Source organism: Bradyrhizobium sp. U531, from assembly GCF_051710265.1.
Lineage (GTDB): Bacteria > Pseudomonadota > Alphaproteobacteria > Rhizobiales > Xanthobacteraceae > Bradyrhizobium.
Genome location: NZ_JASVEN010000003.1, coordinates 395,441 through 419,318 on the forward strand (window position 1 = coordinate 395,441; position 23,878 = coordinate 419,318).

Below are 23,878 nucleotides of genomic sequence, written 5' to 3' on the forward strand. Positions count from 1 at the left end.
GTATGCGCGAAGGCGAGGCGATGTCGCCGCGCACCGGCGTATGATCGCGGCATGATTGCAAATCCAGGGGAAACGCCATGCAAATCATCGTTCTGCCCGGTGACGGCATCGGACCCGAGATCACGACCGCGACATCGGGCGTGCTGCGCGCGGCCTCCGAGCGCTTCCAGCTCAATCTGCGCCTGGAGGAGCACGCAGTCGGGCATGCCAGCCTGAAGCTGTCAGGCACCACGGTGCGGCCAGAGCTTCTCGATATCGTCCGCGCCGCGGACGGCCTGATCCTGGGGCCGACCGCGACCTTCGACTTCAAGGACGAGGCACGCGGCGAGATCAACCCGTCCAGGCATTTTCGCAAGAACCTCGACCTCTACGCCAATATCAGGCCCGCGCGTACCTATGCGGGGCGGCCCGGCCGGCTCGGTGAATTCGACCTCGTCGTGGTCCGCGAGAACACCGAAGGCTTCTACGCCGATCGCAATCTGGAGCAGGGCAATGGCGAGATGCTGGTCACGCCCGACGTCGTGATCTCGCTGCGAAGGATCACGCGCCTCTGCTGCGAGCGCATCGCGCACGCGGCCTGCCGCCTGGCGATGAAGCGGCGCAGGCACCTCACCATCGTGCACAAGGCCAATGTGCTGAAGATCGGCGACGGCATGTTCCTCGACATCTGCCGCGCGGCGGCCAAGGACTATCCCGGGCTCGTGGTCGACGACATCCTGGTCGATGCCATGATGGCCCATGTGGTGCGTAGCCCCGACCGTTTCGACGTCGTGGTGTCCACCAACATGTTCGGCGACATCCTGTCCGATCTCACCGCCGAGCTCTCCGGCAGCCTCGGCCTCGGCGGCTCGCTCAATGTCGGCGACCGCTATGCGATGGCGCAGGCCGCGCACGGCTCGGCGCCTGACATCGCCGGCAAGGACGTCGCCAATCCGGTGTCGCTGATCCTCTCGACGGCCTTGCTGCTCGCCTGGCACGGCGAGAGAAGCGGCGCCGTGCGCTATGAAGAGGCCGCGCGTGCGATCGAGGCGGCGGTGGCCAAATCGATCGGCGAGGGCCGCGCGACGCGGGATGTCGGCGGCAGGCTCGGCACCATCGCTGCGGGCGCGGCGATCGCGGAGGTGTTGCAGGCGGGGTGAGGGCTGCCGCATTTTTTCTGCGGCCCGAAACCAAAATATCGAAAAACAACCCCATGCACAGTAGAAGGCCCCTTGATTGATAAGGGATTTTCGAAGCGTGTCGCGAGGCGTTCGCGGCCGCGATCAAGTTGACCCGTCGGGCAAAACACTGAGCCGCGGCTAGGCATCGGGGACTGGGTCACGGTCCGCTCTTGTCACCAAGACGCCCACGTCAAACCTGCGACGGCGCGTATCCCCGGCCGACGTTGAGCCAGATCAACACTCCCGCAGCTAGCCCGCCGGACCTTTCCATGTGCGCATTTATGGAAGGGGCGGCCGACATGCAGATCCTGCTCAAGGAAATCCGGAATACTCCTTTGCTGTGGATGCTGGTGTTTGTGCCCATCGTGCTGGTGGCCGAGAAGGCAGCTCCGCATTCCCACACGCTGCTGTTCGTGCTGGCCGTGCTCGCCATCGTGCCGCTTGCGGCCCTGCTCAGCCATGCCACCGAGGCGGTCGCCGCGAGGACCGGCGATGCCGTGGGCGGACTGCTCAATGCCACGCTCGGCAATCTCACCGAATTGATCATCGCCATCACGGCGCTGCGGGCAGGTCAGTACATGCTGGTGAAGGCCTCGATTGCAGGCGCGATCGTCACCAATGCCGTGTTCATGCTGGGGGCCTGCCTGCTGCTCGGCGGCCTGCGCTACCACGTGCAGGAGTATAACCGCGCCGGTGCGCGACTGTCTTCCGGCCTGCTGTTGATGGCGACGGTCGCGTTGCTTGCACCTTCGGCGGTCGCCGATCTCGATCATCTGCCGCAAGGCGGGGACATCCTCAATAAGCTCAGCCTCGGCATTTCCATCCTTCTCATCGTCGCTTACGGGCTGGGCCTGTGGTTCTCGCTGGGGACGCACAAGGAATTGTTCGCTAGCTCCGATCATGGGGGCGACCGCGAGGAGGCGCATTGGCCGATCGGAGTAGCCGTGGGCACGCTACTCGTCGTTACGGTGCTGGTCGCGCTGGTCAGCGAGATCTTCGTGGAATCCGTGCAGAAGGCTGCGGAAACCTTCGGAATGAGTCCGGCCTTCGTTGGCTTCATCGTCGTCTCGCTGGTCGGTGCCGCCGCCGAATTTGCAGTGGCTTTCGCCGCGGCGCGCAAGGACCGGCTCGACATGGCCGTCAGCATTGCGCTTGGCAGCGCCTCGCAGATCGCGCTGTTCGTCGCGCCCGCGCTGGTGCTGCTCAGCTATGTCGTGGGGCCGAAGCCGATGGACCTGCAGTTCTGGCCGGGCGCCGTCACCATGGTGATGATTGCGACGGTGACGTCGGCCTTCATCACGGCAAGCGGACGCTCGGCGTGGTTCGTCGGCGCACTGATGGTTTTCATCTATGCGGTGTTCGCGTTGACGCTCTATGTCGTCCCGCCGGCGGGTCAGGGATGACGTGGCCCGGCTCGCCGCCCTGAATTGGTTCGTGGGAGAGTGGTGGCTCGCGCAAAGCCATCCTCCGCCGAGGAGATGTCGTTTTCGCTAGTAGGCCCAGTAGCTGCCGAAGGGTGGGCAATACTCACTGCCGACGCGTTTTACTCATCCCAGGAGCCAACCTCTCGTAGAATGCCCCCCTGGGGAAATAATCCATATGCCATTGCCGTATCGCCCCCGGGTATCGCCGTGCCCTTGATGTATCGCTGCGGTCGGATGGCCGCGGGCTTTGCGAACCGCATCACCACCTAGTCGCGGCTGCAATCAAGTTGACCCGTCTCGCAGAAGACTGGCAACATGCCGACGTTGCGACGATTTGGGAAAATCGGCATCGCTCCCCAGTTGGCTGAGATGAGACTGAGCTACTCCCATCGCGATCTGAAACATTCGCGATCGATGCTGGGAGTAATGTGGCAACGGTCATCAGGTGTCGGAGTAGACGGTGTTTCGACGCCGTTCTTCCGGAGTGACGCAACAAAGTCAGTAAGCCAGTCTCGAAAATCGTCATTCCAAATGTCATTATGATCCTTGATGATGTCTGGAGTTGTGCGAGCCACGATGAATGGATTATGGGGACTCGCTACCGAAGTGTTGAATTGGTCGATGTCATCTGCAAAGGACTGAGTTAGACGCTGCAGACACATCTTTCCGGTCACGAAGCGCCGGCCGGTATCCGGATTTCGCCGTCGGTCGCAGTCTCCTCGCGTCAGAGAATGGGTCCAAAACGGCTTATAATTTCCCAGCGTCTGTCGCTCTCTGATGCCCCGTGCAAGACCGAACCATTGCCCGATAGGGAAGGCGGTCTGAGTCGCCCAATCTCCAGTTGATGAAATCGAAATCAGAAGTGGTGGCTGGAGGGAATCAAACTGTTCTTCGTTTCGGATGAAGTCGTTCAACGCGGAATAGCGCGACGCCTCGAACGCCGGATTCAAAAGAATGATTGCGTCGGCAGTGCCTTTGACAGTTTTATATGTTCCGCCGGGATAGCCGGGATGCGCTTGCTGAATGGACGTCACCAAAGGCTGCGACGTTGCCGAGAACAGCACGCGCGCGCCGAAGCTATGTCCGATTGCGATGAACTGATCCGAGTGCCTTGGATCTCTATCGACTATGGCACCAATTGCACCGACAATGTGAGTAACAGATGAGCTTTGCGCTATCCGGTCTGCGTTCGCTTTCTTGACCCAGAAAGTTGATAGAGTCTCGAGCCAGTTCCAGAGTTCGGCATCCGCGTTCCAGCCAACATAGATTCCGACCACGCGGGTCTTTTCGCCCCGCCTCTGGCGGAGCGAATTGATCATTTTGGTGAAGTTGCGCAGATCGGAATCCGACTCGTCTGCGCTGTGTTTCCAGCCGTGGATATAAAGAACGACCAGCTTCTGGAGTCCTTCCACGGCGTCCGGTACCCGCGGCAAATTCGATGATTGATCCCAAACGAGTTCATCAAGGGCATCAGTGAGTTCGCAGCGGTCGACAAATTCGCCGGAGTTCGTGAGCCGTATGATTTTAATGTCCGGATTCGGGCGGAGTATCCTTGCCGGATCATGCAGCGGATCAGAGAGGTGCTTGTTGCACTTGTTTTGAGGATAGCCGGGTGGAAGCTCCGCGCGATTGAAGAACAATGGGGAGAAATGATAAAGAAGAAAAGCGAGGCACAGGCTGAATGCAAGCTTGTTCTTCCACGTCCAACGGAAAAATTTCATTGTAGAAAATCCTAAGAATCTTAAATCGAATATTCGCATTTTAGCGTGTAAGTGGCGGATGTTGCAACCAAATCGAGTTCGCGGTAGCCGGAGATGATGGACCGGCGGACATGTGATGGATCGCGGTCGTAAGGAGACGAGCCGATGGACCTTGGGCTGGAAGGGAGGACTGCGTTGATCACGGCCGCCAGTGGCGGAATTGGCAGCGGGATCGCCGGTGCGCTTGCAGACGCAGGCGTGCGTGTCGCAATCAGTGCTCGCGGGCGTGCTGCGCTGGAGCAGGTGGCCTATTCGCTCGCCTCGCGTGCGGGTGGCCGCCCTGTCATCGTGGTGGGCGACGTATGCGCCCCAGGCGGTCCGGCTCAAATCGCTGCCGAAGCCGCAAGCGCACTGGGCGGGACTATCGATATCCTGATCAACAACGCAGGCGGGGCAAGGCCGGCGACGGGTGAGGTCGACGATGCCTTTTGGGACGAGGCCATGACACTCAACTTTCTCGCGGCACGCCGGCTGACGGATCTCATCTCGCCGGGCATGAAGGCTCGAAATTGGGGGCGGATTGTCAACATCTCGGGCGCCTTGGTGGCGCCAAAACTCAATGGAGCAGCGCCGGCCAAGGCTGCCCTCGCCAGCTGGTCCCGAACATTGTCGTCAGAGCTCGGTCCATACGGTGTCACGGTCAATACGATCGCACCTGGTCGCATCAACTCGGCCCAGATTCAGAAACTGCATCCCACAGAGCAATCAAGAGCGGATTTCATCAAGCAGAACATTCCCGCCGGCTATTTCGGGGAGCCTTACGACATCGGGCATCTCGTCGCGTTTCTCGCCTCACCACTCGCCCGCTACATCAATGGAGCCGCGATCCCGGTCGATGGCGGCGCGGTGCGCCGCGTTTAGTGCGGAGCTGTTCAATCGCCCCTTGGAGACTGGCCAGACTTTACGGCAAGAGGGTCGCGATTTCATAGACGATCACCGCAGCGCCGAGACAGCGCCGCCAGGGATTCACGCCGCGGATAATCTCATCGGCGCCCCAGATGATGAGGCCGCCTTTCACGATGATCGTCAGGCCGACGCTGATTTTGCTCGTGTTGGGCCATATCCAGAGCAGAAGGCCCGCACTTATAACGATCCACAGGAGAAGATTAGGCCACTGCGCGATGGTGATGACACCGGTTTCGCGGTTCCGGAAGAACCACTGAAGGACCTGCCGGGCGCTCACCATCACGTTCAGAGCGTGACCTCGCCCTCTTCGTTGCCCTTCCAATAGGTGAGGCGTCTGGCTTTGACCTTGATCAGGACGATGCCCGGCGTATCGATGCCGCGGTCGAACCATTTGTCGAGATCGCTGGTCCAGTGTTGCTGGAACGCGGCCTTGTCCCGGATCAGTTCGGCGGTCCCTTCGACGGCGACATAGATCCCCTTAGCGAAGAGGCCCGCTTCCGACGAAAACCCCAGCGCCACTTTCGGATTTCGCTGGATGTCCGAGACGGTGCGGGTCTGTTCATAGGCAAAGTAATAGGACGTGCCGTCGTAGCCGACATCGCCGTTGTTGCTCATGGGACGGTTGGCGATTTCGCCGTTCTCGGTGTGGGTCGAAAGAATGGCGATGTCGATGCCGGCCATTTCCTTCGCGATCTCGGCGAGCGATATCCTGGACATGAATGTTTCTCCCGTGAAGCTGGTGCAACGGCGGGATAGGGCCCATGTTCCTCGATGAATAGAGTGGGGCTGTTCTGTATGGGTCGGCCACTAAACGTGTCTACGGCTAAGCCGACGTCGCGAGCGTGAAATGTCTTGGTTCAAAATAAAACCGCCCCCGACATCAGCCGGAAGCGGTTTTGAATCAGGTCGGCTTAGTGGCCGGTGCCGGGCTTGGTGGTCTTCGGCGGCTTGCCGTCTTCCATGCGGCCCTCGTTGCGAAGATCGCGTCCCTCCTGAGCCTTACGCTGGCTCTCGGGATCCTTGCCGTGCTCGTTCATCTCTTCCTTGATGTAGCCGGCGCCTTCCTTGATCTTGCCTTCAACGCTCATGATCTTCTCCTTTATATATGGGAGACAACGCGTTGTCGGAGCGACCGTTCCAACATCAGAACGGCGCCGATTTGCGTGGAACAAAGTTGTGCTCTCGGTTACGCCGCGTCGACGACCAGATTGCCGGTCACCGCAATTGATAGCTGATGTCCCTGCCGCCGTGACGGGTCTCATCCGGAGCGCGAGCTTACATTCGCGAGCACGCGCTCCGGTCCGGTCTGGTCCAATCGCGGTCAGTAGTCCCAGAACACCGGTACCCAGCGGAAGGCATCGCCGGCGACGGCGACATGGCCGACCGACGGGAACGGCATGTGCGTGGCTACCAGCAGTTCGCCGCTCTCCGCGATCTCTCGCAGTAGTCGGACGCGAACGCGCGCCGCCTCTTCGGGGTCGTGTTCGAAGCCGTTGTGCCAGTCGGGCTGGTCGAAGCCGACGGCAAACACGGCATCGCCGGCAAACGTCAGCGCCTCGCCCCCGGACGCCACGCGGACCACGCTATGTCCGGGCGTGTGGCCGCCGGTGCGGCGGACGACGACGCCGGGCGCAACCTCGTGCTGCTCGTCGAACGGCCGTATCTGGCTGCCGTACATCTTCACGAACTGCTTGGCGGTGGCGCGAAGCGCATCCGGGAATCCTTGCGGCATGTTGGTGTGGGTGAAATCGGGCGACTCCCAGAACTTGACCTCGGCGGCCGCCACGTGGATCCGCAGGTCCTTGCGCAGACGCTCCTTCACGCCGTCGACCAGCAGCCCGCCGACATGATCCATGTGCATGTGGGTCAGCACCAGATCGGTCACGGACGAGAGGTCGATCCCGGCGGCGTCCAGCCGCTTGATCAACTGGCCGGCGCGCGGCAGATGCAGGTCGGGATCGGATCCCAGGCCCGCGTCGATGAGGATCGTCTTGTCGCCGCTCCGCACCATCACCGCATTCAGTGCCCAGTCGAAGGCATCCTGAGGCAGGAACATGCCGTTGAGCCAGGCGGCCCGGACGGCGGGGTCGGCGTTGTGCGCCAGCATGGTGGTCGGGAGCGGCAGCACGCCGTCGCTGACCACCAGCACCTCGATCTCACCGATATTCACGGCGTAGCGCGAGGGGACGAGCTCTTCGGGTTTCGCGGCAATCGAAGCGTTGTGCAGATTCATGTTGGTCTCCTGTTGAAAGTGGTTGCTGATGACGAGAGTTTCAGAGTGCGGTGACGCGCTCGGGGTCGGCGGAGGCGAGCGCTGCGGCGCGCTCGGCCTTGGGCGGATAGATCCAGACGGTGTTGATCTCCTGCTTGGTCTTCTTGGCGACGTCGCCGACCATCTCGACCGTGCGTTCCCAGCCGCGCGTGAACAGCGCGCCGGCTTCGCCGAGGTCGAGGCAGGTGACATAGGCCTTCTGGTGATAGGGTCTGGTTGAAACGCCGAGGAGCTCGGCGGCTGCGTTGTTGCCGGCGAAGGCGCCCATCCGGGTCGCGTGCTGACACGACATCAGCGCGTAATTGCCGACATCGTCGCAGGCGGCCCGCGCGGCATCGCCGGTGGCGAAGACACCGTTCACCGATGGGACGCGGAGATTTCGGTCGACGAGCAGCCGGCCGAACTGGTCGCGTTCGGCCGGGATCTGCGCGGTCAGCGGAGCCGCGCGCATGCCGGCGGCCCAGATCACCGTCTCGGATTCGATCTGCTCACCGCTGGACAGCGTGACGCCGGACTTGTCGAGCGCGGCGACGCCGACCCCGAGCCAGGTCTCGATGCCGAGCTTGCGTAGCGCCTCCTCGATGATCGGGCGGGGGCCGGTGCCCATGTCCGGAGCGATCGCCTCGTTGCGGTCGACGATGATCACGCGCAACGGAGCGTCCTTGCCGAGAATTTTGCGCAGGCGCGACGGCACCTCGGTCGCGGCCTCGATGCCAGTGAAGCCGCCGCCTGCCACGACAACGGTATTGCGCCCCTTGGTAGCCGGGCGATTCGCCAAATGATGCAAATGGCGGTCGAGCGCGACGGCGTCTTCGAGCTGGTCGACGCTGAAGCCGTGCTCGGCAAGGCCGGGAACGTTGGGCCGGAACAGCCGGCTGCCGGTGGCGACCACCAGCCGGTCGTAGGACAGCTTCTTCTGGGCGCCTTGCGGGGCGGCGATGTCGACGACCTTGGAATTGGTATCGATCGCCTCGGCATGGCCCTTGATATAGACGACGTCGATCGCCTTGAGCACGTCCTGCAATGGTGCGGTCAGGGTTTCCGGTTTCGGTTCGTAGAGCCGCGGTCGAACCACGAGCGTCGGTTCGGGCGCGACGAGCGCGATCTCGAGCTTCTCGGGCGAGACGCCCTGGATGTCGCGCAGGCGAGCTGCGGAAAGTGCGGCATACATGCCGGCGAAGCCGGCGCCGATGATGACGATGCGCATGTCGAAGACTCCTTGGTTGAGGCGCGTGAGGTGAGGCGCGGGCTACGCGGTCACGAATTTGAGCAGGTCGGCGTTGACGATGTCGGGATGGGTCGTGCAGAGGCCGTGCGGAAGAAGGTCGTAGATCTTCAGCGTGCTGTGCTTGAGAAGCCGGGCCGACAGCGGCGCGGAGTCGGCGACGGGGACGATCTGGTCGTCGCTGCCGTGCAGGACGAGCGTCGGCACGGTGATGCTTCTGAGGTCTTCGCTGAAGTCGGTCTCGGAGAAGGCCTTGATGCCATCGTAATGGGCTTTCGCACTGCCCATCATGCCTTGACGCCACCAGTTCCAGATCGCGGCCTGCGAAGGCTCGGCGCCCGGACGATTGTAGCCGTAGAAGGGGCCGCTCGCGAATTCGAGGTAGAACTGCGCCCGATTGGCAGCGAGCTGCCGGCGCAGACCGTCCAGGACCTCGAGCGGCAATCCACCGGGATTGGATTCGGTCCTGAGCATCAGGGGCGGCACGGCGCCGATGAGCACCAGCTTGGCCACGCGATCCCGGCCATGACGCGCGACGTAACGCGTGGCCTCGCCACCGCCGGTGGAGTGACCGATGTGAATGGCGTTGCGAAGATCGAGCTGCTCGACGACGGCCGCGACGTCGGCCGCGTAGTGATCCATGTCATGCCCGTCGCTGACATGGCCCGAGCGGCCGTGGCCGCGGCGATCATGGGCGATCACGCGAAAGCCCTTGCCGAGGAAGAAGAGCATCTGGGCATCCCAGTCGTCAGCGCTGAGCGGCCAGCCGTGATGGAAGACGATCGGCTGGGCGGACTTCGGTCCCCAGTCCTTGTAGAAGATCTTCACGCCGTCGCCGGTCGTGATCGAGGTTGCGACGTCGTTCTTGCCGGGCGAGAGCGCCGCGAGCTTGACGTCGTCGCCTGCTGCCGAGGTGGAGCGGACGGTCAACGAGGCCGCGTACAGAAGGGTCGTTGCGAGAATGTTTCGCCGCGAGGTGCTCGCGAGTCGCGCGACGGATGTGATCAGGGGCATTGGCTGCTTCCATTCCAGGTGTGGGGGCACCATGGATTTCTAACGAACCGTATCGGGTGATGCCCCAGCGCGATTGATGCGATTGCAGCGCGATTGCTGCTAACGTGAGTGTCGCCGCCAATCGCTCGGCGATTCCCCGCTCATCTTTCGAAACGCCGCGGCAAAGGCCGTCTGCGAGGAATAGCCCAGCGCGGCCGCGATCGAGACGACCGACGCGCCGGAGTCGCGCAGCATGTCCATGGCTTGCTCAAATCGATGCTGGCGCAGCCAGGCATGGGGCGACAGTCCCGTGCTGTCCTTGAACGCGCGGCAGAAGTGAAAGCGCGACAGGCCGGCCTCGGTGGCAAGAGCCGCAAGCGAGACGTCGGCGTCGCTGTCCGAGCGCAGGCGTTCGATGGCGCGAAGCAGCGTCTTCGGTGCGAGCCCACCCCTGGTTGGCGCGTTCGCGCTCGGTGAGCCGGTGTGCGCGGCAAGAAGGCGCGTCGCCAGGAGGTCCATGAGTTGCTGTCTGAACAGTGTATCCAGCGCCTCGTTTCCCTCCAGCACGTCCGCCGCACTCAGTAGCAGCCGGGACGTCACGGGATCGGGATGCGCGGTTCGCTCGAGGAGTTCGGCCGGTGAGCCGGCTTCCGCTTCGTCCGCGACGCGGCTCAGCGTCGTCTGCGGAAGATAGAGCTGAACGACATCGACGGGTTTCGGAATGTCCCATCGCGAGGTCGATCCCTCGGGAATGACGATGACGACACCCGGACGAAACGTCCCGATCGCGACCGATTGACCGGATCGCCGTTCCACGCGCTGGACCGAGCCGTTGTAGGCCATGATGACGTGGCTGCTCATCGGCGCGACGACGTCGTGCAATGGTTCGTGCTTCCAGTGCGCAATGCCGGCGCCGGACGAATCCAGGGCCATGCGAAAGGGCGCCGTGCCGAGCACGCGGGCCATCTCCACGTCGGCCGCGGGCCGCTCGCCAGCCGGCGCGGGGTTGCGCGGTGGCTGCGACGCAGCGGGCAATTCGTTCGGGGAGTCGCGCAAGATGGCCTTGCTCATGGATTTCGCTCGTGTGGGGCGACGCTGGTGCGCGGCGTCGTGATCAAGATGTCGGCCGCCGCATGGCGGTTGAACGGCCGGTCCGGTGATCTCTACTCAGCGGATCGATCGGGTTCGAAGGTGATCCGTCGAGGTTCCAGGACCGGTGATTTGCGGGTTCTAGGCGGCGCAAAAATTCGCGTCTTTCCTGATGCTGCCCTGCGTTGCCTGATCCTGCTTAGCGGACGCCTTCAGGGGGCGGCTTGCGTGCGTTTGTGAAAACCCGTGATGTTCCGTATGAGCTCGGCGCCCTCTGGCGTGAGTCCGATCGTCCTGAAATGACTACCGAATCTTTGCGCAGGCCATGCGGGCAGGCCCTGTCGGGTGCGGCGTTGCCGATCGTGGACAGCACCGGGCGGATGGCGGATATACCGCTCCTGGAATGGCAGGATGCTGTGGCCTGCTCCCCGACATCACAGAAGAGACATCAGATGATCAGGACAGGCGCTTACGGCGAACGGCTCGGGGAGTTTCTCCGCCTCGAGGAAGCGCCGCCGACGCTGATGACCCGTTCGCTGCGAAGCACCGAGATTGCAGTCACGGAAACGCGGAACGACAATCCGGTATTGGGACTTTCCGGCTCGTTTGCCGCGGAAGATGCCTACCTCGTCAGTCTGAAGCTGCGCGACTATCCGGAGTGTGAGATCTGGGAGCAGGGCCGTCACCTCACGAAGGCGGATGTGCACGCTGGCACGACCTATCTCTACGATCTCAAGGCCGACCCCCGCTACGTGATCGACAAGCCGCTGCACTCGCTCCATTTCTACGTACCGCGGTCGGCTCTGGATGGTCTCGCCGATCAGTCGGGATCGCGGCGCATCGATGTGCTCGATTGCCAACCCGTCGGGCATGACGATGCCATTGTTCGGCATATCGGCGCTTCGCTGCGCGAGGGATTGCGGCGGCCTGACGAAGCCAATCAGCTCTTCATCGACCACATGATGCTGGGGCTCACCGCCCATGTCGCGCAGGCCTATGGCGGCTTTCGGCACAAGGCGGAGGCCAGAAGCGGTGGGCTCGCGCCATGGCAGCTGGCGCGCGCTTGCGACAAGCTGGAATCCGATCTCGGCGGCAAGCTTCCGCTGCCGGCCATTGCGGCCGAACTCGGCCTGTCAGTCAGTCATTTCTCGCGCGCGTTCCGCGCTGCGACCGGCCTGCCGCCTTATCGCTGGCTTCTGCATCACCGCGTGGCAACTGCCAAGCGTCTGATGAGCGCGCGCAGCGCATCGCTGTCCGAGGTCGCGATTTCGGCCGGTTTTGCCAACCAGAGCCATTTCACGCGGGTCTTCTCCGCGATCGCCGGCGTCAGCCCGGGCGCATGGCGGCGCGATGCAATGGGGGCAGCAAGCCGCGAGCGGTGATCCGCGATTGCGCTAGAACTGATACCGCCGCAGGCCGCCGTCCACCGGGATCACCGTGCCCGTGATGTACCGCGCCACCGGCGAGGCCAGGAACACAGCGAGCGCGGCGAGGTCTTCCGGCTCGCCCCAATAGCCGACCGGGATTTCCTCCTCCGCAAAACGCTCGCGATAGTCGGGCGCGTAGTTGCGGCGGATCTGCTCGCTCATGATGCGGCCGGGCGGGATGCAGTTGATGGTGATGCCGTGCTCGCCGATCTCGCGCGACAGGCCCTTGGCCCAGGCATGCACGGCAGCCTTGGCGGCGAAGGCGGCGTTGAGGCCTTCCGGCTCGGACTTGCCGGTGATGTTGACGATGCGACCCCATTTGCGTTCGATCATCTGCGGCAGCAACGCATGCGCGATGCGGCGGTAGCTGGTGAAATTCAGCGCGATCGCCTCGTCCCATTTGCTGTCGGGCGCATCGACCGGCAGCGGGCGGCTGCCGCCGGCATTGTTGATGAGGATGTCGACATGGCCGAGCTCCTTGATCGCGAAGGCCGCGATCCGCTCCGCCGCGTCTTTGGCCATCACGTCCTGCTCAAGCGGCGTGATCAACCCGCCACCGACTTCCTTCACGAGCTCCGCGAGCAGGTCGGTGCGCCGCGCCACGCCGACGATTCGCACGCCCTCGGCCGCAAGGCCCTTGGCGATGGCGCGGCCGATGCCGATGCTCGCGCCGGTGACGACAGCGGTTTTCGATTTGAGCCCGAGGTCCATGGTCGTACGCTCTCTTGGTTGTTTTTTGCTTGTTGCCGTTCGTTTCCAATCCCGTCCCGGTCCGCATGATTTGCCCGACCGGGACGAGCAGTGGTAACCAAGAGCCTTGACCGAGGACAAGAGCCTTGGCGAGGAAACAGCAAAAAGAAAAGGCGTCGAAGGATGGTCTGGGATCCGCAGCAATATCTGAAATTCTCCGGCCACCGGCTCCGGCCAGCCGTCGACCTCTTGATGCGGATTCCCGATTTCGCTCCGCGCACGATCGCCGATCTCGGCGCGGGCGCCGGCAACGTGACGAAGCTGATCAGGGAGCGCTGGCCGGAGGCGAGCGTGACCGGCGTCGAAGGCTCGGCCGAGATGGTCGCGGCCGGGCGCAAGGCCGCGCCCGATGTGGAATGGTCGCATGAAGATCTCGGCCATTGGCGCCCCGACAGGCAATACGACTTGATCTATTCCAATGCCGCACTGCACTGGCTGCCCAATCATGCGGCACTGTTTCCGTCGGTGATGGAGAAGGTGAAGCCTGGCGGCATGCTTGCAGTGCAGATGCCGCGCAACTTCCTGGCGCCGTCGCATGTACTGATCGGCGAGACCGCGCTCGATGGCCCGTGGCGATCCAAGGTCGAGCATCTGGTCACCCCGCCGCCGGTCGAGGGGCCGGCCTATTACCACGATCTGCTCGCGCCGATGTCGGATAATATCGACATCTGGGAGACCGAATATCTGCAGGTTCTCGAAGGCGAGAACCCCGTTAAGGAATGGACCAAGGGGACCTGGCTGACGCGCTATCTCGACGTGCTCCAGGGCGAGGAGAAGATCGCGTTCGAAGCCGCCTATGGGGCGCGCGTTGCGAAGGCCTATCCGAAGAATGCGGCCGGGCAGACCCTGTTCCCGTTCCGCCGTCTGTTCATGGTCGCCCAGCGCAAGGGCTGATGCACTGCCGCAATGCGACATAAGCGCTCGTCCGAGGGACGGGCGCGGGAGCCGGGTTGCGTCGACCTCGTTCGTCAAGATAGCTTGGCTGCGGCAAATTGGGCTTAGGTCTAGTTGTTCGGCTTGCGGATTGCTGCCACTACTCAAACCGGAAAACAAAAAAGAACTCGGTTATTCGAGGTTGTTGGGGAGGTCTTGATGCGCAAACTGCTTCTCGCGGTCGCGGCGGCCGCGCTCGTTCTTGCTCCTGCCGTCGGGCAGGCCCAGACTCCGATCGTCATCAAGTTCAGCCACGTCGTCGCCAACGACACCCCCAAGGGCAAGGGCGCGCTGAAGTTCAAGGAGCTCGCGGAGAAATACACCGACGGCAAGGTCAAGGTCGAAGTCTATCCGAACTCCACGCTCTACAAGGACAAGGAGGAGATCGAGGCGCTGCAGCTCGGCTCGGTGCAGATGCTCGCGCCCTCGACCGCGAAATTCGCGCCCCTCGGCATCAAGGAGTTCGAGGCGCTGGACCTGCCCTGGTTGTTCAAGGACGACGCGACCTATTCCAACGCGATGAAGGGCACGGTCGGCAAGTGGCTGTTCCAGAAGCTCGAGGCCAAGGGCATCACGGGCCTCGCTTACTGGGACAATGGCTTCCATATGCTTTCCGCCAACCGTCCCCTGGTGAAGCCGACCGATTTCCAGGGCCTCAAGTTCCGCATCTCCGGATCGAAGGTCGCCGACCAGTATTTCCGTCTGCTCGGGACGATCCCGCAGATCATGGCGTTCTCCGAAGTCTACCAGGCGCTGCAGACCGGCGTGGTCGATGGCTGCGAGAACACCGCGTCCAACTATCTGACGCAGAAGTTCTATGAGGTGCAGAAGGACATCACCGTGTCCTATCACGCGCATCTGCAATATGCCGTGATCGTCAATTCGAAGTTCTGGTCGGGCCTGCCACCCGACATCCGCACCCAGCTCGACAAGGCGATGGCGGACGCGACCGACTACACCAACCAGATCGCGCACCAGGAGAACGAGGAAGCTCTGGCCGAGATCAAGAAGACGGGCAAGACCACGCTGCATTATCTCACCGATGCCGACCGCAAGGCGTGGCAAGAGGCGATGCAGCCGACGTATAAATGGGCAAAGGGGCGGGTCGGGCAGGAAGTGCTCGATCTCGTCGCCAAGGAACTCGACGTCAAGATGAACTGACGGCCGCGGCCCAATAAGAACAACACGAACGGTCGGGGGTGATCGCACTCCCGGCCGTTTCGCTCTTGAATGACGAGCCGATGCTGGGGGGACCAAGTTGCTGCGAGTGCTGAATCGTTTTCTCGACCATCTCGAGGAATGGCTGATCGCGACGATGATCGCGGCCGCGACGTCGCTGATCTTCGTCGCCGTGCTGCACCGTTACGGCGCCGGACTGTCGATCGACATCGCCAAATGGGCGGAAGCCCGCAACCTGGCTTTCCTGGCCGTTCCGGCGCGCGCGACCTTCGTCTGGCTTGCCGCGCTCGACCTGTCCTGGGCGCAGGAGCTTTGCATCTACATGTTCATCTGGATGGCCAAGTTCGGCGCCGCCTACGGCGTGCGGACCGGCATCCATGTCGGCGTCGACGTGCTGGTCAACATCCTTCCCGGCGGGTCGCGCCGGCGCGTCATCACCTTCGGGCTGCTCTGCGGCGCGCTCTTCACCGCCATCGTCGCCTATTTCGGGGCCGCGTTCGTTGGCCAGATGTGGCAGACCGGCCAGCAGTCCAACGATCTGGAAGCGCCGATGTGGATGGTGTACCTCACCATTCCGCTCGGCTCCGGCCTGATGTGCTTCCGCTTCCTGCAGGTCGCCTGGTCGTTCTATCGCACCGGCGAGCTGCCGCATCACGACATGGCCGGCGTCGAAGGCGTCGAGGTGGACCCGGTGCATCCGGCGCCGGTGACGCCGACCCAGGTGGTCCGGGACGAGCGCAGCCCGCTCGGCTGGATCCTGATGCTGCTGCCGGTGCTGATCGTCGCAATCTGCTTCGCGCATGCAGGCCACGTCATCACGCTGCCGCAGGGCCTACGCGTCGTCATCGTCTTCGCGCTTCTGCTCTCCTTGATGCTGACGGGCATGCCGATCTCGATCGCGCTCGGTCTCACCGTGCTCAGCTTCATGTTCACGTTGACCGACGTGAGAACCGAATCGGTGGCGCTGAAGCTGTTTACCGGCATCGAGAATTTCGAGATCATGGCGATCCCGTTCTTCATCCTCGCCGGCAATTTCCTGACCCATGGCGGCGTCGCGCGCCGGATGATCACTTTCGCGACCTCGCTGGTCGGCCATTGGTACGGCGGTCTTGCACTGTCGGGGGTGGTGGCCTGTGCGCTGTTCGCCGCGATCTCCGGCTCGTCGCCGGCGACCGTGGTGGCGATCGGCTCGGTGATCCTGCCGGCGATGATCGCGCAGGGTTTCCCGAAGCGGTTCGGCGCCGGCGTGATCACGACGTCGGGCTCGCTCGGCATTCTCATTCCGCCCTCGATCCCGATGGTGCTCTACGCCGTCTCCACCAACAGCTCGGTGGGCAAGCTGTTCATCGCCGGCATCGTGCCGGGTCTCGTGCTGGCCTCGCTGCTCGGCGCCACGACGTTCTATCGGGCCTGGCGCAACGACTATCCCAGGATGCGCAAGGCGACCTTCCTCGAGCGTCTCGACGCCTTCCGCAAGTCGATCTGGGGCATCCTGCTGATCGTGATCGTGATCGGCGGCATCTACAGCGGCCTGTTCACGCCGACTGAAGCTGCCGCCGTCAGCGCGGTCTACGCCTTCATCGTCGCGGTGTTCATCTACAAGGATCTGAAGCTGCGCGACGTGCCGCGGGTGCTGCTGTCGTCGGCGAACCTGTCGGCGATGCTGCTCTACATCATTACCAACGCCGTGCTGTTCTCGTTCCTGATGACCTACGAGAACGTGCCGCAAGCGCTGGCGCAATGGATGATCGATCAGGGTCTGGGGTGGATCGGTTTCCTCCTGCTCGTCAACCTCCTGCTGCTGGTGGCGGGCAACGTGATGGAGCCGTCCTCGATCATCCTGATCATGGCCCCGATCCTGTTTCCGGTCGCGGTCAAGCTCGGCATCGACCCCATCCATTTCGGCATCCTGATGACGGTCAACATGGAGGTCGGCCTGTGCCACCCGCCTGTCGGCCTCAATCTCTACGTCGCCTCGGGTATCGCCAAGATGGGAATTACAGAGCTCACCGTCGCGGTGTGGCCGTGGCTGCTGACCATGCTGGGATTCTTGGTGGTGGTGACCTATTGGCCGGGCCTGTCGTTGTGGCTGCCGAGATTGCTGGGGATGTAGCTGCGGCTGCCTTGAAGACCGGAACGTGGCTAACGCGCGGTAAACCCGCGCGCTCAAATGCCACTGCTGTGCGTTGCACGCATTTTTACGGATGTGCGGTAGGACCATGCCAGCGGATGGGGCAGGCATGTTGTTCGACAGAATGGAAAACGGACGGGCGTCGATCTCCGACGCCGTTCATCTGGAGGTCATCACGGGCCTTCACGGCACGACGATGCCCACGGTTCTCGCGGCGGCCTGCCAGGCGATGGTCGGCGGCATCACGACTTACGAGACGGGCGACGAGGTGACGGCCGGCCTGACGATCGCCGGCATCGTGATCGCCATCGTCCGTCTGTTCGAAGTCATCGCATTCCGCCGCCGCCTCGCGCAGCCGCTGCAGCTTGCTCGGGCCGAGGCCGCGATCTGGGAGCGGCGCTACATCGTCGGCACCGTTGCGACGGCATTGGTGCTCGGCGTGTTCGCAGCGCGAAGCATCGTGCTGGGCGATGCACTCTGCTCGGTGATGGCGATCGGGATCGGATTCGGCTTTGGCGCCGGCGTAGTGGCACGGCTCGCGCTGCGTCCTTTCGCGGCGCTGCTCGACCTCGTCGCGATCGCCGCGCCCGCCGCGATCGTGACCTTCATGCAGCCGGATCTGCGCCATTTCGGCCTCGGGCTCCTCATTCTGATGTATGTGGCCGCGAGTTTCGAGATGGTGCGGCTGAGCTTCAACGCCTCGATCAGCCAGATCACGCTGAAGCGCCAATTCGAGCAGCTCGCGCGCTCGGATTCGATGACCGGCGTATCCAATCGCTCGGTGCTGGCGACGGACCTGCCCCTGATGCTGTCAGCCGGGCTGGTTGCCGTCCATACGCTCGATCTCGACCGCTTCAAGGAGGCCAATGACCGGTTCGGTCATCCTGCCGGTGACGCGCTGCTGAAACAGGTCGCCGCGCGGCTCAAGGCGCTCGCCATGCAGGATGACCTCCTGATCCGTATGGGCGGCGACGAATTCGTCCTGGTCCAGGCTGCGGCGGCTGATGCGGAGGCGATGGCGCGACGCATCGTGCAGTCGATCAGCGCGCCCTATGACGTCGACGGACAGGTGATAGAGCTCGGCGTCAGTGTCGGCGTTGCCGTCGCGCCGGACGACGGGCGCACGGCGGAGGCGCTGCTGTCGCGCTCCGACAAGGCGCTATACCGCGCCAAGCAACATCGCGGCGGCTATGTGCTGGCGCGGGAATTGCGGGTGGCGGAAGCTGCAACGACCTTGGCCGAAGGAATGGCCGCGTAAGCGCGCAGACACGGTGCCGCCTTCTCCACAAGGGGAAAAACGAAGACAAATCCACTGTGCTCTCACCTTCGCCGGCAATGGCATTCGCCTGCGAGATGCGGTTAGATGCCCGCGACAAGCCGGGAGTACACAGACGTGACAGACGCCAGCAACGAGCCGAAAGACGCGACGCCCTCCGTCATCGCACAGCAGAAGGCGATGCTGGACGCCCTGCCGTTTTCCGACAGGCGGGATTTCGATGATGCCGCCCGCGGCTTCCTCGGCACGATCGAGAACGCGGCGATCACCAACCCGCAGGGACGGACGGTCTGGAGCCTCGAGCCTTACGGCTTCCTGTCCGACGAGCAGGCGCCGCCCACGGTCAATCCGAGCCTGTGGCGGCAGTCGCGGCTCAACATGCAGCACGGCCTGTTCGAGGTCGTGCCGGGCGTCTACCAGGTGCGCGGGCTCGACATCGCCAACATGACCCTGATCGAGGGCGACAATGGCGTCATTGTCGTCGACACCCTGACCTCGATCGAAGGCGCACGCGCCGCGCTCGATCTCTATTTCAGGCATCGCGGGTTGAAGCCCGTTGCGGCCGTCATCTTCACGCACACCCACACCGACCATTGGGGCGGCGCGCGCGGCGTGCTGGAAGAGGATGCGCTCGCCACCGGACGCGTGCCGATCATCGCGCCGAACCTGTTCATGGAGCATGCCGTCTCCGAGAACATCATTGCGGGACCGGCCATGCTGCGCCGGGCGCAGTACCAGTTCGGGCCGCTGCTCGCCAAGGGGCCGCGAGGGCAGGTCGATTGCGGCCTCGGCAAGTCGATGGCGGCGGGATCGGTTGCGCTGTTGCGTCCCACCGACCTGATCATGGCGACCGGCGACCGGCGCGTGATCGACGGTGTGGAGTTCGAATTCCAGATGGCGCCGAACAGCGAAGCGCCGGCGGAGATGCACTTCTTCATCCCGCGCTACAAGCTGTTGAACCTCGCCGAAAACTGCACGCACAATTTCCACAATCTGCTGCCGTTCCGCGGCGCCGACGTGCGTGATGCGCTGGCCTGGTCGAAATATCTCGGCGAGGCGTTGCAGCTCTGGGACGGCAAGGCGGAGGCGATGTGCGGCCAGCATCACTGGCCGGTGTGGGGACGCGAGCGCATCGGCACGATGATCCGCCAGCAGCGCGACCTCTACAAATTCGCCCATGACCAGACCATCCGCCTGATGAACCACGGCCTCACGGCCGCCGAGATCGCCGAGACCATCCAGCTGCCGGACAGTCTCGAGGGCGCCTGGCATGGCCGCGGCTATTACGGCCACATCCGGCACAATGTGAAGGCGATCTACCAGAAATATCTCGGCTGGTACGACGCCAACCCGGTCAATCTCGATCCGTTGCCGCCGGTCGAGTCGGGCAAGAAGTATGTCGAGTACATGGGTGGGGCGGACGCGATCCTGGCACGGGCGCGCGCCGATTTTGACAAGGGAGAGTTTCGCTTCGTCGCGCAGGCGCTCAGTCACCTGGTCTTCGCCGAGCCGGACAACGCGGCCGCGCGCGCCTTGCTCGCCGACACGCTGGAGCAGCTCGGCTACGCCGCCGAAAGCGCAACCTGGCGCAACGCCTATTTGTTCGGCGCGCAGGAATTGCGGCAGGGCATGCCGAAGGTGCCGGCCCGCCCGCCGATGCCCCGCGAGACGCTGGCCGCGCTGCGCACCGCGCAGCTCTGGGACGTCCTGGGGATTCGGCTCAACGGCCCGAAGGCGGAAGGCAAGCACATCGTGCTGAACTGGACCTTCTCGGATACCGGCGAGACCTTCGTCCTCAATCTGGAGAACTGTGCGCTCACTTACACCGAGAGCGCGCAGGCGGACGACGCGGACGCCAGCTTCACGCTGGCCCGCTCGACGCTCGACGAGGTGATCGCGAAGCTGACGAGCTTTCCGGAAGCCGTCGCCGCCGGTAAGGTCAAGCTGTCGGGCAATCCGATGAAGCTCGCCGAGCTGATGGGCCTGATGGACGAGTTTCCGCGGATGTTCGAGATCGTGGAGCCGAAGCGGACGGTGGTGAAGTAGCGCGAACGGCTTCTACAAGCTCTCTGTCATCGCCCGGCTTGACCGGGCGATCCAGTACTCCGCGGCGGTAGTTGTGGAGCAACGACGGCCGCGGCGTACTGGATGCCCCGCCTTCGCGGGGCATGACAGTGTGCCTTGTGGTGAGAGCAACCCTTACTCCGCGCTGCTCACCAGCTTGATCCGCGGCGCCGTTTCCTCGGCGAGAGTTCGGTAGGCGGCGAGATAGTCCAGTGCCATGCGCCGCGCGGTGAAGCGCGTCTCGAACTGCTTACGGATCGCGGTGCGGTCGAGTTGCGCGAGGCGACCGACGACACCGGCTGCGCTGAGCACGTCCTCGACGACGAAGCCGGTCAGCCCCTCGTCGATGATCTCAGGCACCGAGCCGCGGTTGAAGGCGACGACCGGCGTGCCGCACGCCATGGCCTCGATCATCACGAGGCCAAAAGGCTCCGGCCAGTCGATCGGCAGCAGAAGTCCGAGCGCGCCGCTGAGGAAATCAGACTTCTCGTGGTCGCTGATCTCGCCGATGAAATCCACCAGCGGATTGTTCTCGATCATCGGACGGATCAACTCGTCGTAGTAATCCTGATCGGCGCGATCGACCTTCGCCGCGATCTTCAGCGGAATGCCGCAATGGGTCGCGATCTTGATGGCGCGGTCGACGCCTTTCTCGGGCGCGATGCGGCCGAGCACCGCGAGGTATTCCTGTTTTGCCGGCTTCGGCGTCAGCAGCTTCTCCGGCAAGCCGTGGTAGATCGTCTGTACCCAATTCGCCTGCGGCACCGGACGCCGCTGTGCATTGGAGATCGAGATGACGGGCATCTTGGAGAAGGTGTTGAAGACAGGCTGGTGCTCCGGCAGATCGAGCCGGCCGTGCAGCGTGGTCAGGAACGGCGTCGGCTGGCGGTAGAACAGCGACCACGGATAATAATCGAGATGGAAGTGGAGGAAGTCGAATTCCTCGTCGTCACATTTCTGCCGCACGCGCTCCAGCAGCACCATATGCAGCGCGTTGGGGTCGCGTACGGAACCGTCGAGGCGAAGCGCCTTCGGCCACAATGCTTCCAGCTTGCCCGATGTCTGCGAGTCGCCGCTGGCAAACAGCGTCACGTCGTGTCCAAGGGCCACCAGCTCTTCCGTCAACCAATGCACCACCCGCTCGGTGCCGCCATACAGCTTGGGTGGAACAGCCTCCGTCAACGGAGCAACCTGCGCGATGCGCATCTCACCATCTCCTTTGTGCGATCATGATCGTAGAAGCCCCCGAGTGCCGGCACCGGCAATGCCAGCCAAGGGAACGTTCCCGCAGTTGCGAAGTTCCTCCCTTCGAACGTTACTTATTCGCCACGTGCGGCGTTCGTCGCGATGCTGCCATCACATCTTCGCACATCGTCCGCATCCGCATGTCGTGATGACGTTGCCCGGGAACCGAGGCGAACTGGTCGATGTTCAGTCGATCAGAAACAAAACGAACATCAGCATAATGGGGCGATAGCCATATGGATCATCTCTCTGGATACGCGCGCAGGCCATTTGCCTTTGTCTTGCGCTATCTTCGGATGCGAATGGCATCGCATGTCGTGATCCTGACCGCGGTCGTTGCAGCGGTTGCCTGCTCCGTAGGCACTCAGTACGGAGTCAAATCCCTTGTCGACGCCTTGTCTGCGGGTCCCTCGCAAGGCGGCGCGGTATGGCTCGCATTCATTTTGCTCATGTCGCTGATCGCTGCGGACAACTTTCTCTGGCGGATCGCAAGCTGGACAGCGAGCTTCACCTTTGTCCGGGTCACGGGTGATTTACGACGTGACATATTTCGTCATCTGACCGGCCACGCGCCGAGCTATTTCTCGGATCGGATGCCGGGGATGCTGACGAGCCGAATCACGGCGACGTCGAACGCGGTGTTCACGGTCGAGAACATGTTCGTTTGGAATGTGTTGCCGCCATGCATCGCCACAATTGCGGCAATCGCGCTGATTGGAACCGTCAGCCCCTATATGGCGCTCGGCCTGACCGTCGTTGCGGGCGGCATGGTGCTCGCGATGTTCCGCCTCGCCGCCGCCGGCAAGCCGCTTCACGACGATTTCGCCGACAAGGCCGCCGCTGTTGACGGCGAGATGATCGACGTCATCAGCAACATGCCGCTGGTCCGTGCCTTCTGCGGCATCGGCCACGAGCACGAGCGGTTCGACGCCACTGTGAACCGGGAACTGACCGCACGAAGCCGCAGCCTGCGCTATCTGGAAAAGCTGCGATTGTTGCATGCGGGCGTGACCGTGCTCCTGACGGTTGCGCTGATGGCCTGGGCCGTCACGCTCTGGCAGAAGGGCGAGGCCACCACCGGCGACGTCGTGCTGGTCTGCACGCTCGGCATCTCCATCCTGAGCGCCACGCGCGATCTCGCGGTGGCTCTGGTCGACGTCACCCAGCACGTCGCGCGCCTGACCGAGGCGATCGCCACGCTGCTGGTGCCGCACGAGCTGCGCGATCATCCCGAGGCCGAGCCGCTGGTGAAAAGCGGCGCGGCGATCGCGTTCAACAACGTTACCTTTGGTTATCCCGGCGGCGACAAGATCTTCGAGCGGTTCAGCCTGCGCCTTCAGCCCGGCCAGCGCGTCGGCCTGGTCGGCCAATCCGGTGGCGGCAAGTCCACGCTGTTCACGCTTCTGCAGCGCTTCTACGATACCGACGAGGGCAGCATCACCGTCGACGGCCAGGAGATTTCGATGGTCACGCAGCAGAGCCTGCGTGAGGCGATCTCAGTCGTGCCGCAGGACATTTCGCTGTTTCATCGCTCGATTCGCGAGAACATCCGCTATGGCCGGCCGAACGCCACCGACGACGAGGTGCTGCGCGCGGCGATCGCGGCGCGCTGCGATTTCGTCGAGACCCTGCCCGAGGGGCTCGACACCATGGTCGGCGACCGCGGCGTCAAGATGTCCGGCGGCCAGCGCCAGCGCATCGCGATCGCGCGCGCCTTCCTGAAGGACGCGCCGATCCTGCTGCTGGACGAGGCCACCGCGGCGCTCGACAGCGAATCGGAGGAGGCGATCCGCGAGGCTCTGTCGCGCCTGATGCGCGGCCGCACCGTGATTGCGATTGCGCATCGCCTGGCGACGCTGCGCAATTTCGACCGCGTGCTGGTGCTGAGGAACGGCAAGATCATCGAGGACGGCGCGCCCGACCGCCTGATGCAGGGCCACGGTCCTTACCGGGAGCTGGTGACGCAGGAAATGAGCCGGCTCGCGAAGTTCGCCGCGTAAACTCAACAGTCGCGTTCGCGTTGGTTGCGTTTCCAAACAAGGCG

The 23,878-nt window shown here is 63.4% G+C and carries 20 protein-coding genes and 1 pseudogene; 11 read left to right on the forward strand and 10 right to left on the reverse strand.

Going from position 1 to position 23,878, the window contains the following annotated elements; translation table 11 throughout:
- Positions 1-77 precede the first annotated feature (77 nt).
- Positions 78-1,139, forward strand: coding sequence for an isocitrate/isopropylmalate dehydrogenase family protein (locus tag QRQ56_RS18125; RefSeq protein WP_438741925.1), 1,062 nt, complete (start codon positions 78-80; stop codon positions 1,137-1,139).
- A 320-nt stretch (positions 1,140-1,459) separates the two neighbouring features.
- Positions 1,460-2,563, forward strand: coding sequence for a calcium/proton exchanger (cax, locus tag QRQ56_RS18130; protein WP_438742343.1), 1,104 nt, complete (start codon positions 1,460-1,462; stop codon positions 2,561-2,563).
- A gap of 401 nt (positions 2,564-2,964) precedes the next feature.
- Here the strand turns inward: cax and QRQ56_RS18135 are convergent, their stop codons facing one another.
- Positions 2,965-4,305, reverse strand: coding sequence for a hypothetical protein (locus tag QRQ56_RS18135; RefSeq protein WP_438741926.1), 1,341 nt, complete (start codon positions 4,303-4,305; stop codon positions 2,965-2,967).
- Positions 4,306-4,449: 144 nt separating this feature from the next.
- On the opposite strand from QRQ56_RS18135, the gene QRQ56_RS18140 reads away from it, so the two are divergent.
- Positions 4,450-5,205 (forward strand): SDR family oxidoreductase, encoded by a 756-nt coding sequence (locus QRQ56_RS18140; RefSeq protein ID WP_438741928.1) that lies wholly within the window; start codon positions 4,450-4,452, stop codon positions 5,203-5,205.
- Between the two features lie 40 nt (positions 5,206-5,245).
- Here QRQ56_RS18140 and QRQ56_RS18145 read toward each other — a convergent pair whose 3' ends face one another.
- From QRQ56_RS18145 to QRQ56_RS18175, 7 genes are all read right to left on the reverse strand, one after another.
- On the reverse strand, positions 5,246-5,530 hold the full coding sequence (locus QRQ56_RS18145; protein WP_438742346.1) for a hypothetical protein: 285 nt from the start codon (positions 5,528-5,530) through the stop codon (positions 5,246-5,248).
- A 5-nt stretch (positions 5,531-5,535) separates the two neighbouring features.
- Positions 5,536-5,967, reverse strand: a complete 432-nt coding sequence (locus tag QRQ56_RS18150) for a pyridoxamine 5'-phosphate oxidase family protein (RefSeq protein ID WP_438741929.1) — start codon at positions 5,965-5,967, stop codon at positions 5,536-5,538.
- 194 nt (positions 5,968-6,161) lie between these two features.
- On the reverse strand, positions 6,162-6,338 hold the full coding sequence (locus QRQ56_RS18155) for a hypothetical protein (protein ID WP_018322718.1): 177 nt from the start codon (positions 6,336-6,338) through the stop codon (positions 6,162-6,164).
- Between the two features lie 233 nt (positions 6,339-6,571).
- On the reverse strand, positions 6,572-7,483 hold the full coding sequence (locus QRQ56_RS18160) for an MBL fold metallo-hydrolase (RefSeq protein WP_438741931.1): 912 nt from the start codon (positions 7,481-7,483) through the stop codon (positions 6,572-6,574).
- A 40-nt stretch (positions 7,484-7,523) separates the two neighbouring features.
- On the reverse strand, positions 7,524-8,729 hold the full coding sequence (locus tag QRQ56_RS18165) for an NAD(P)/FAD-dependent oxidoreductase (RefSeq protein WP_438741933.1): 1,206 nt from the start codon (positions 8,727-8,729) through the stop codon (positions 7,524-7,526).
- 42 nt (positions 8,730-8,771) lie between these two features.
- Positions 8,772-9,761: an alpha/beta fold hydrolase gene (locus QRQ56_RS18170; protein WP_438741934.1), complete on the reverse strand. Its 990-nt coding sequence runs from the start codon at positions 9,759-9,761 to the stop codon at positions 8,772-8,774.
- 99 nt (positions 9,762-9,860) lie between these two features.
- Positions 9,861-10,811: a helix-turn-helix domain-containing protein gene (locus QRQ56_RS18175; protein ID WP_438741937.1), complete on the reverse strand. Its 951-nt coding sequence runs from the start codon at positions 10,809-10,811 to the stop codon at positions 9,861-9,863.
- A gap of 470 nt (positions 10,812-11,281) precedes the next feature.
- On the opposite strand from QRQ56_RS18175, the gene QRQ56_RS18180 reads away from it, so the two are divergent.
- Positions 11,282-12,211, forward strand: coding sequence for a helix-turn-helix domain-containing protein (locus QRQ56_RS18180; protein WP_438742347.1), 930 nt, complete (start codon positions 11,282-11,284; stop codon positions 12,209-12,211).
- Between the two features lie 12 nt (positions 12,212-12,223).
- On the opposite strand, the gene QRQ56_RS18185 is transcribed toward QRQ56_RS18180, so the two are convergent.
- Positions 12,224-12,967, reverse strand: a complete 744-nt coding sequence (locus tag QRQ56_RS18185) for an SDR family NAD(P)-dependent oxidoreductase (protein WP_438741938.1) — start codon at positions 12,965-12,967, stop codon at positions 12,224-12,226.
- Between the two features lie 162 nt (positions 12,968-13,129).
- On the opposite strand from QRQ56_RS18185, the gene QRQ56_RS18190 reads away from it, so the two are divergent.
- From QRQ56_RS18190 to QRQ56_RS18215, 6 genes and pseudogenes are all read left to right on the forward strand, one after another.
- Complete coding sequence (locus QRQ56_RS18190) at positions 13,130-13,900, forward strand: methyltransferase domain-containing protein (RefSeq protein WP_438741939.1); 771 nt, start codon at positions 13,130-13,132, stop codon at positions 13,898-13,900.
- Between the two features lie 198 nt (positions 13,901-14,098).
- The gene (locus tag QRQ56_RS18195; RefSeq protein ID WP_438741941.1) at positions 14,099-15,100 is read left to right on the forward strand and encodes a DctP family TRAP transporter solute-binding subunit; all 1,002 of its coding nucleotides are present in this window, start codon (positions 14,099-14,101) and stop codon (positions 15,098-15,100) included.
- Positions 15,101-15,254: 154 nt separating this feature from the next.
- A pseudogene (locus QRQ56_RS18200) lies at positions 15,255-15,731 on the forward strand (TRAP transporter small permease); the annotation flags it as partial.
- A gap of 207 nt (positions 15,732-15,938) precedes the next feature.
- The gene (locus tag QRQ56_RS18205; protein ID WP_438742349.1) at positions 15,939-17,231 is read left to right on the forward strand and encodes a TRAP transporter large permease; all 1,293 of its coding nucleotides are present in this window, start codon (positions 15,939-15,941) and stop codon (positions 17,229-17,231) included.
- Between the two features lie 127 nt (positions 17,232-17,358).
- On the forward strand, positions 17,359-18,507 hold the full coding sequence (locus QRQ56_RS18210) for a diguanylate cyclase domain-containing protein (RefSeq protein WP_438741942.1): 1,149 nt from the start codon (positions 17,359-17,361) through the stop codon (positions 18,505-18,507).
- Between the two features lie 105 nt (positions 18,508-18,612).
- Complete coding sequence (locus QRQ56_RS18215; RefSeq protein WP_438741944.1) at positions 18,613-20,571, forward strand: alkyl/aryl-sulfatase; 1,959 nt, start codon at positions 18,613-18,615, stop codon at positions 20,569-20,571.
- Between the two features lie 153 nt (positions 20,572-20,724).
- On the opposite strand, the gene QRQ56_RS18220 is transcribed toward QRQ56_RS18215, so the two are convergent.
- Positions 20,725-21,795, reverse strand: a complete 1,071-nt coding sequence (locus tag QRQ56_RS18220; protein WP_438741946.1) for a glycosyltransferase family 4 protein — start codon at positions 21,793-21,795, stop codon at positions 20,725-20,727.
- 275 nt (positions 21,796-22,070) lie between these two features.
- Here QRQ56_RS18220 and QRQ56_RS18225 point away from each other — a divergent pair, with 275 nt between their 5' ends.
- Positions 22,071-23,834 (forward strand): ABC transporter ATP-binding protein, encoded by a 1,764-nt coding sequence (locus QRQ56_RS18225; RefSeq protein WP_438741947.1) that lies wholly within the window; start codon positions 22,071-22,073, stop codon positions 23,832-23,834.
- Positions 23,835-23,878: the final 44 nt, after the last annotated feature.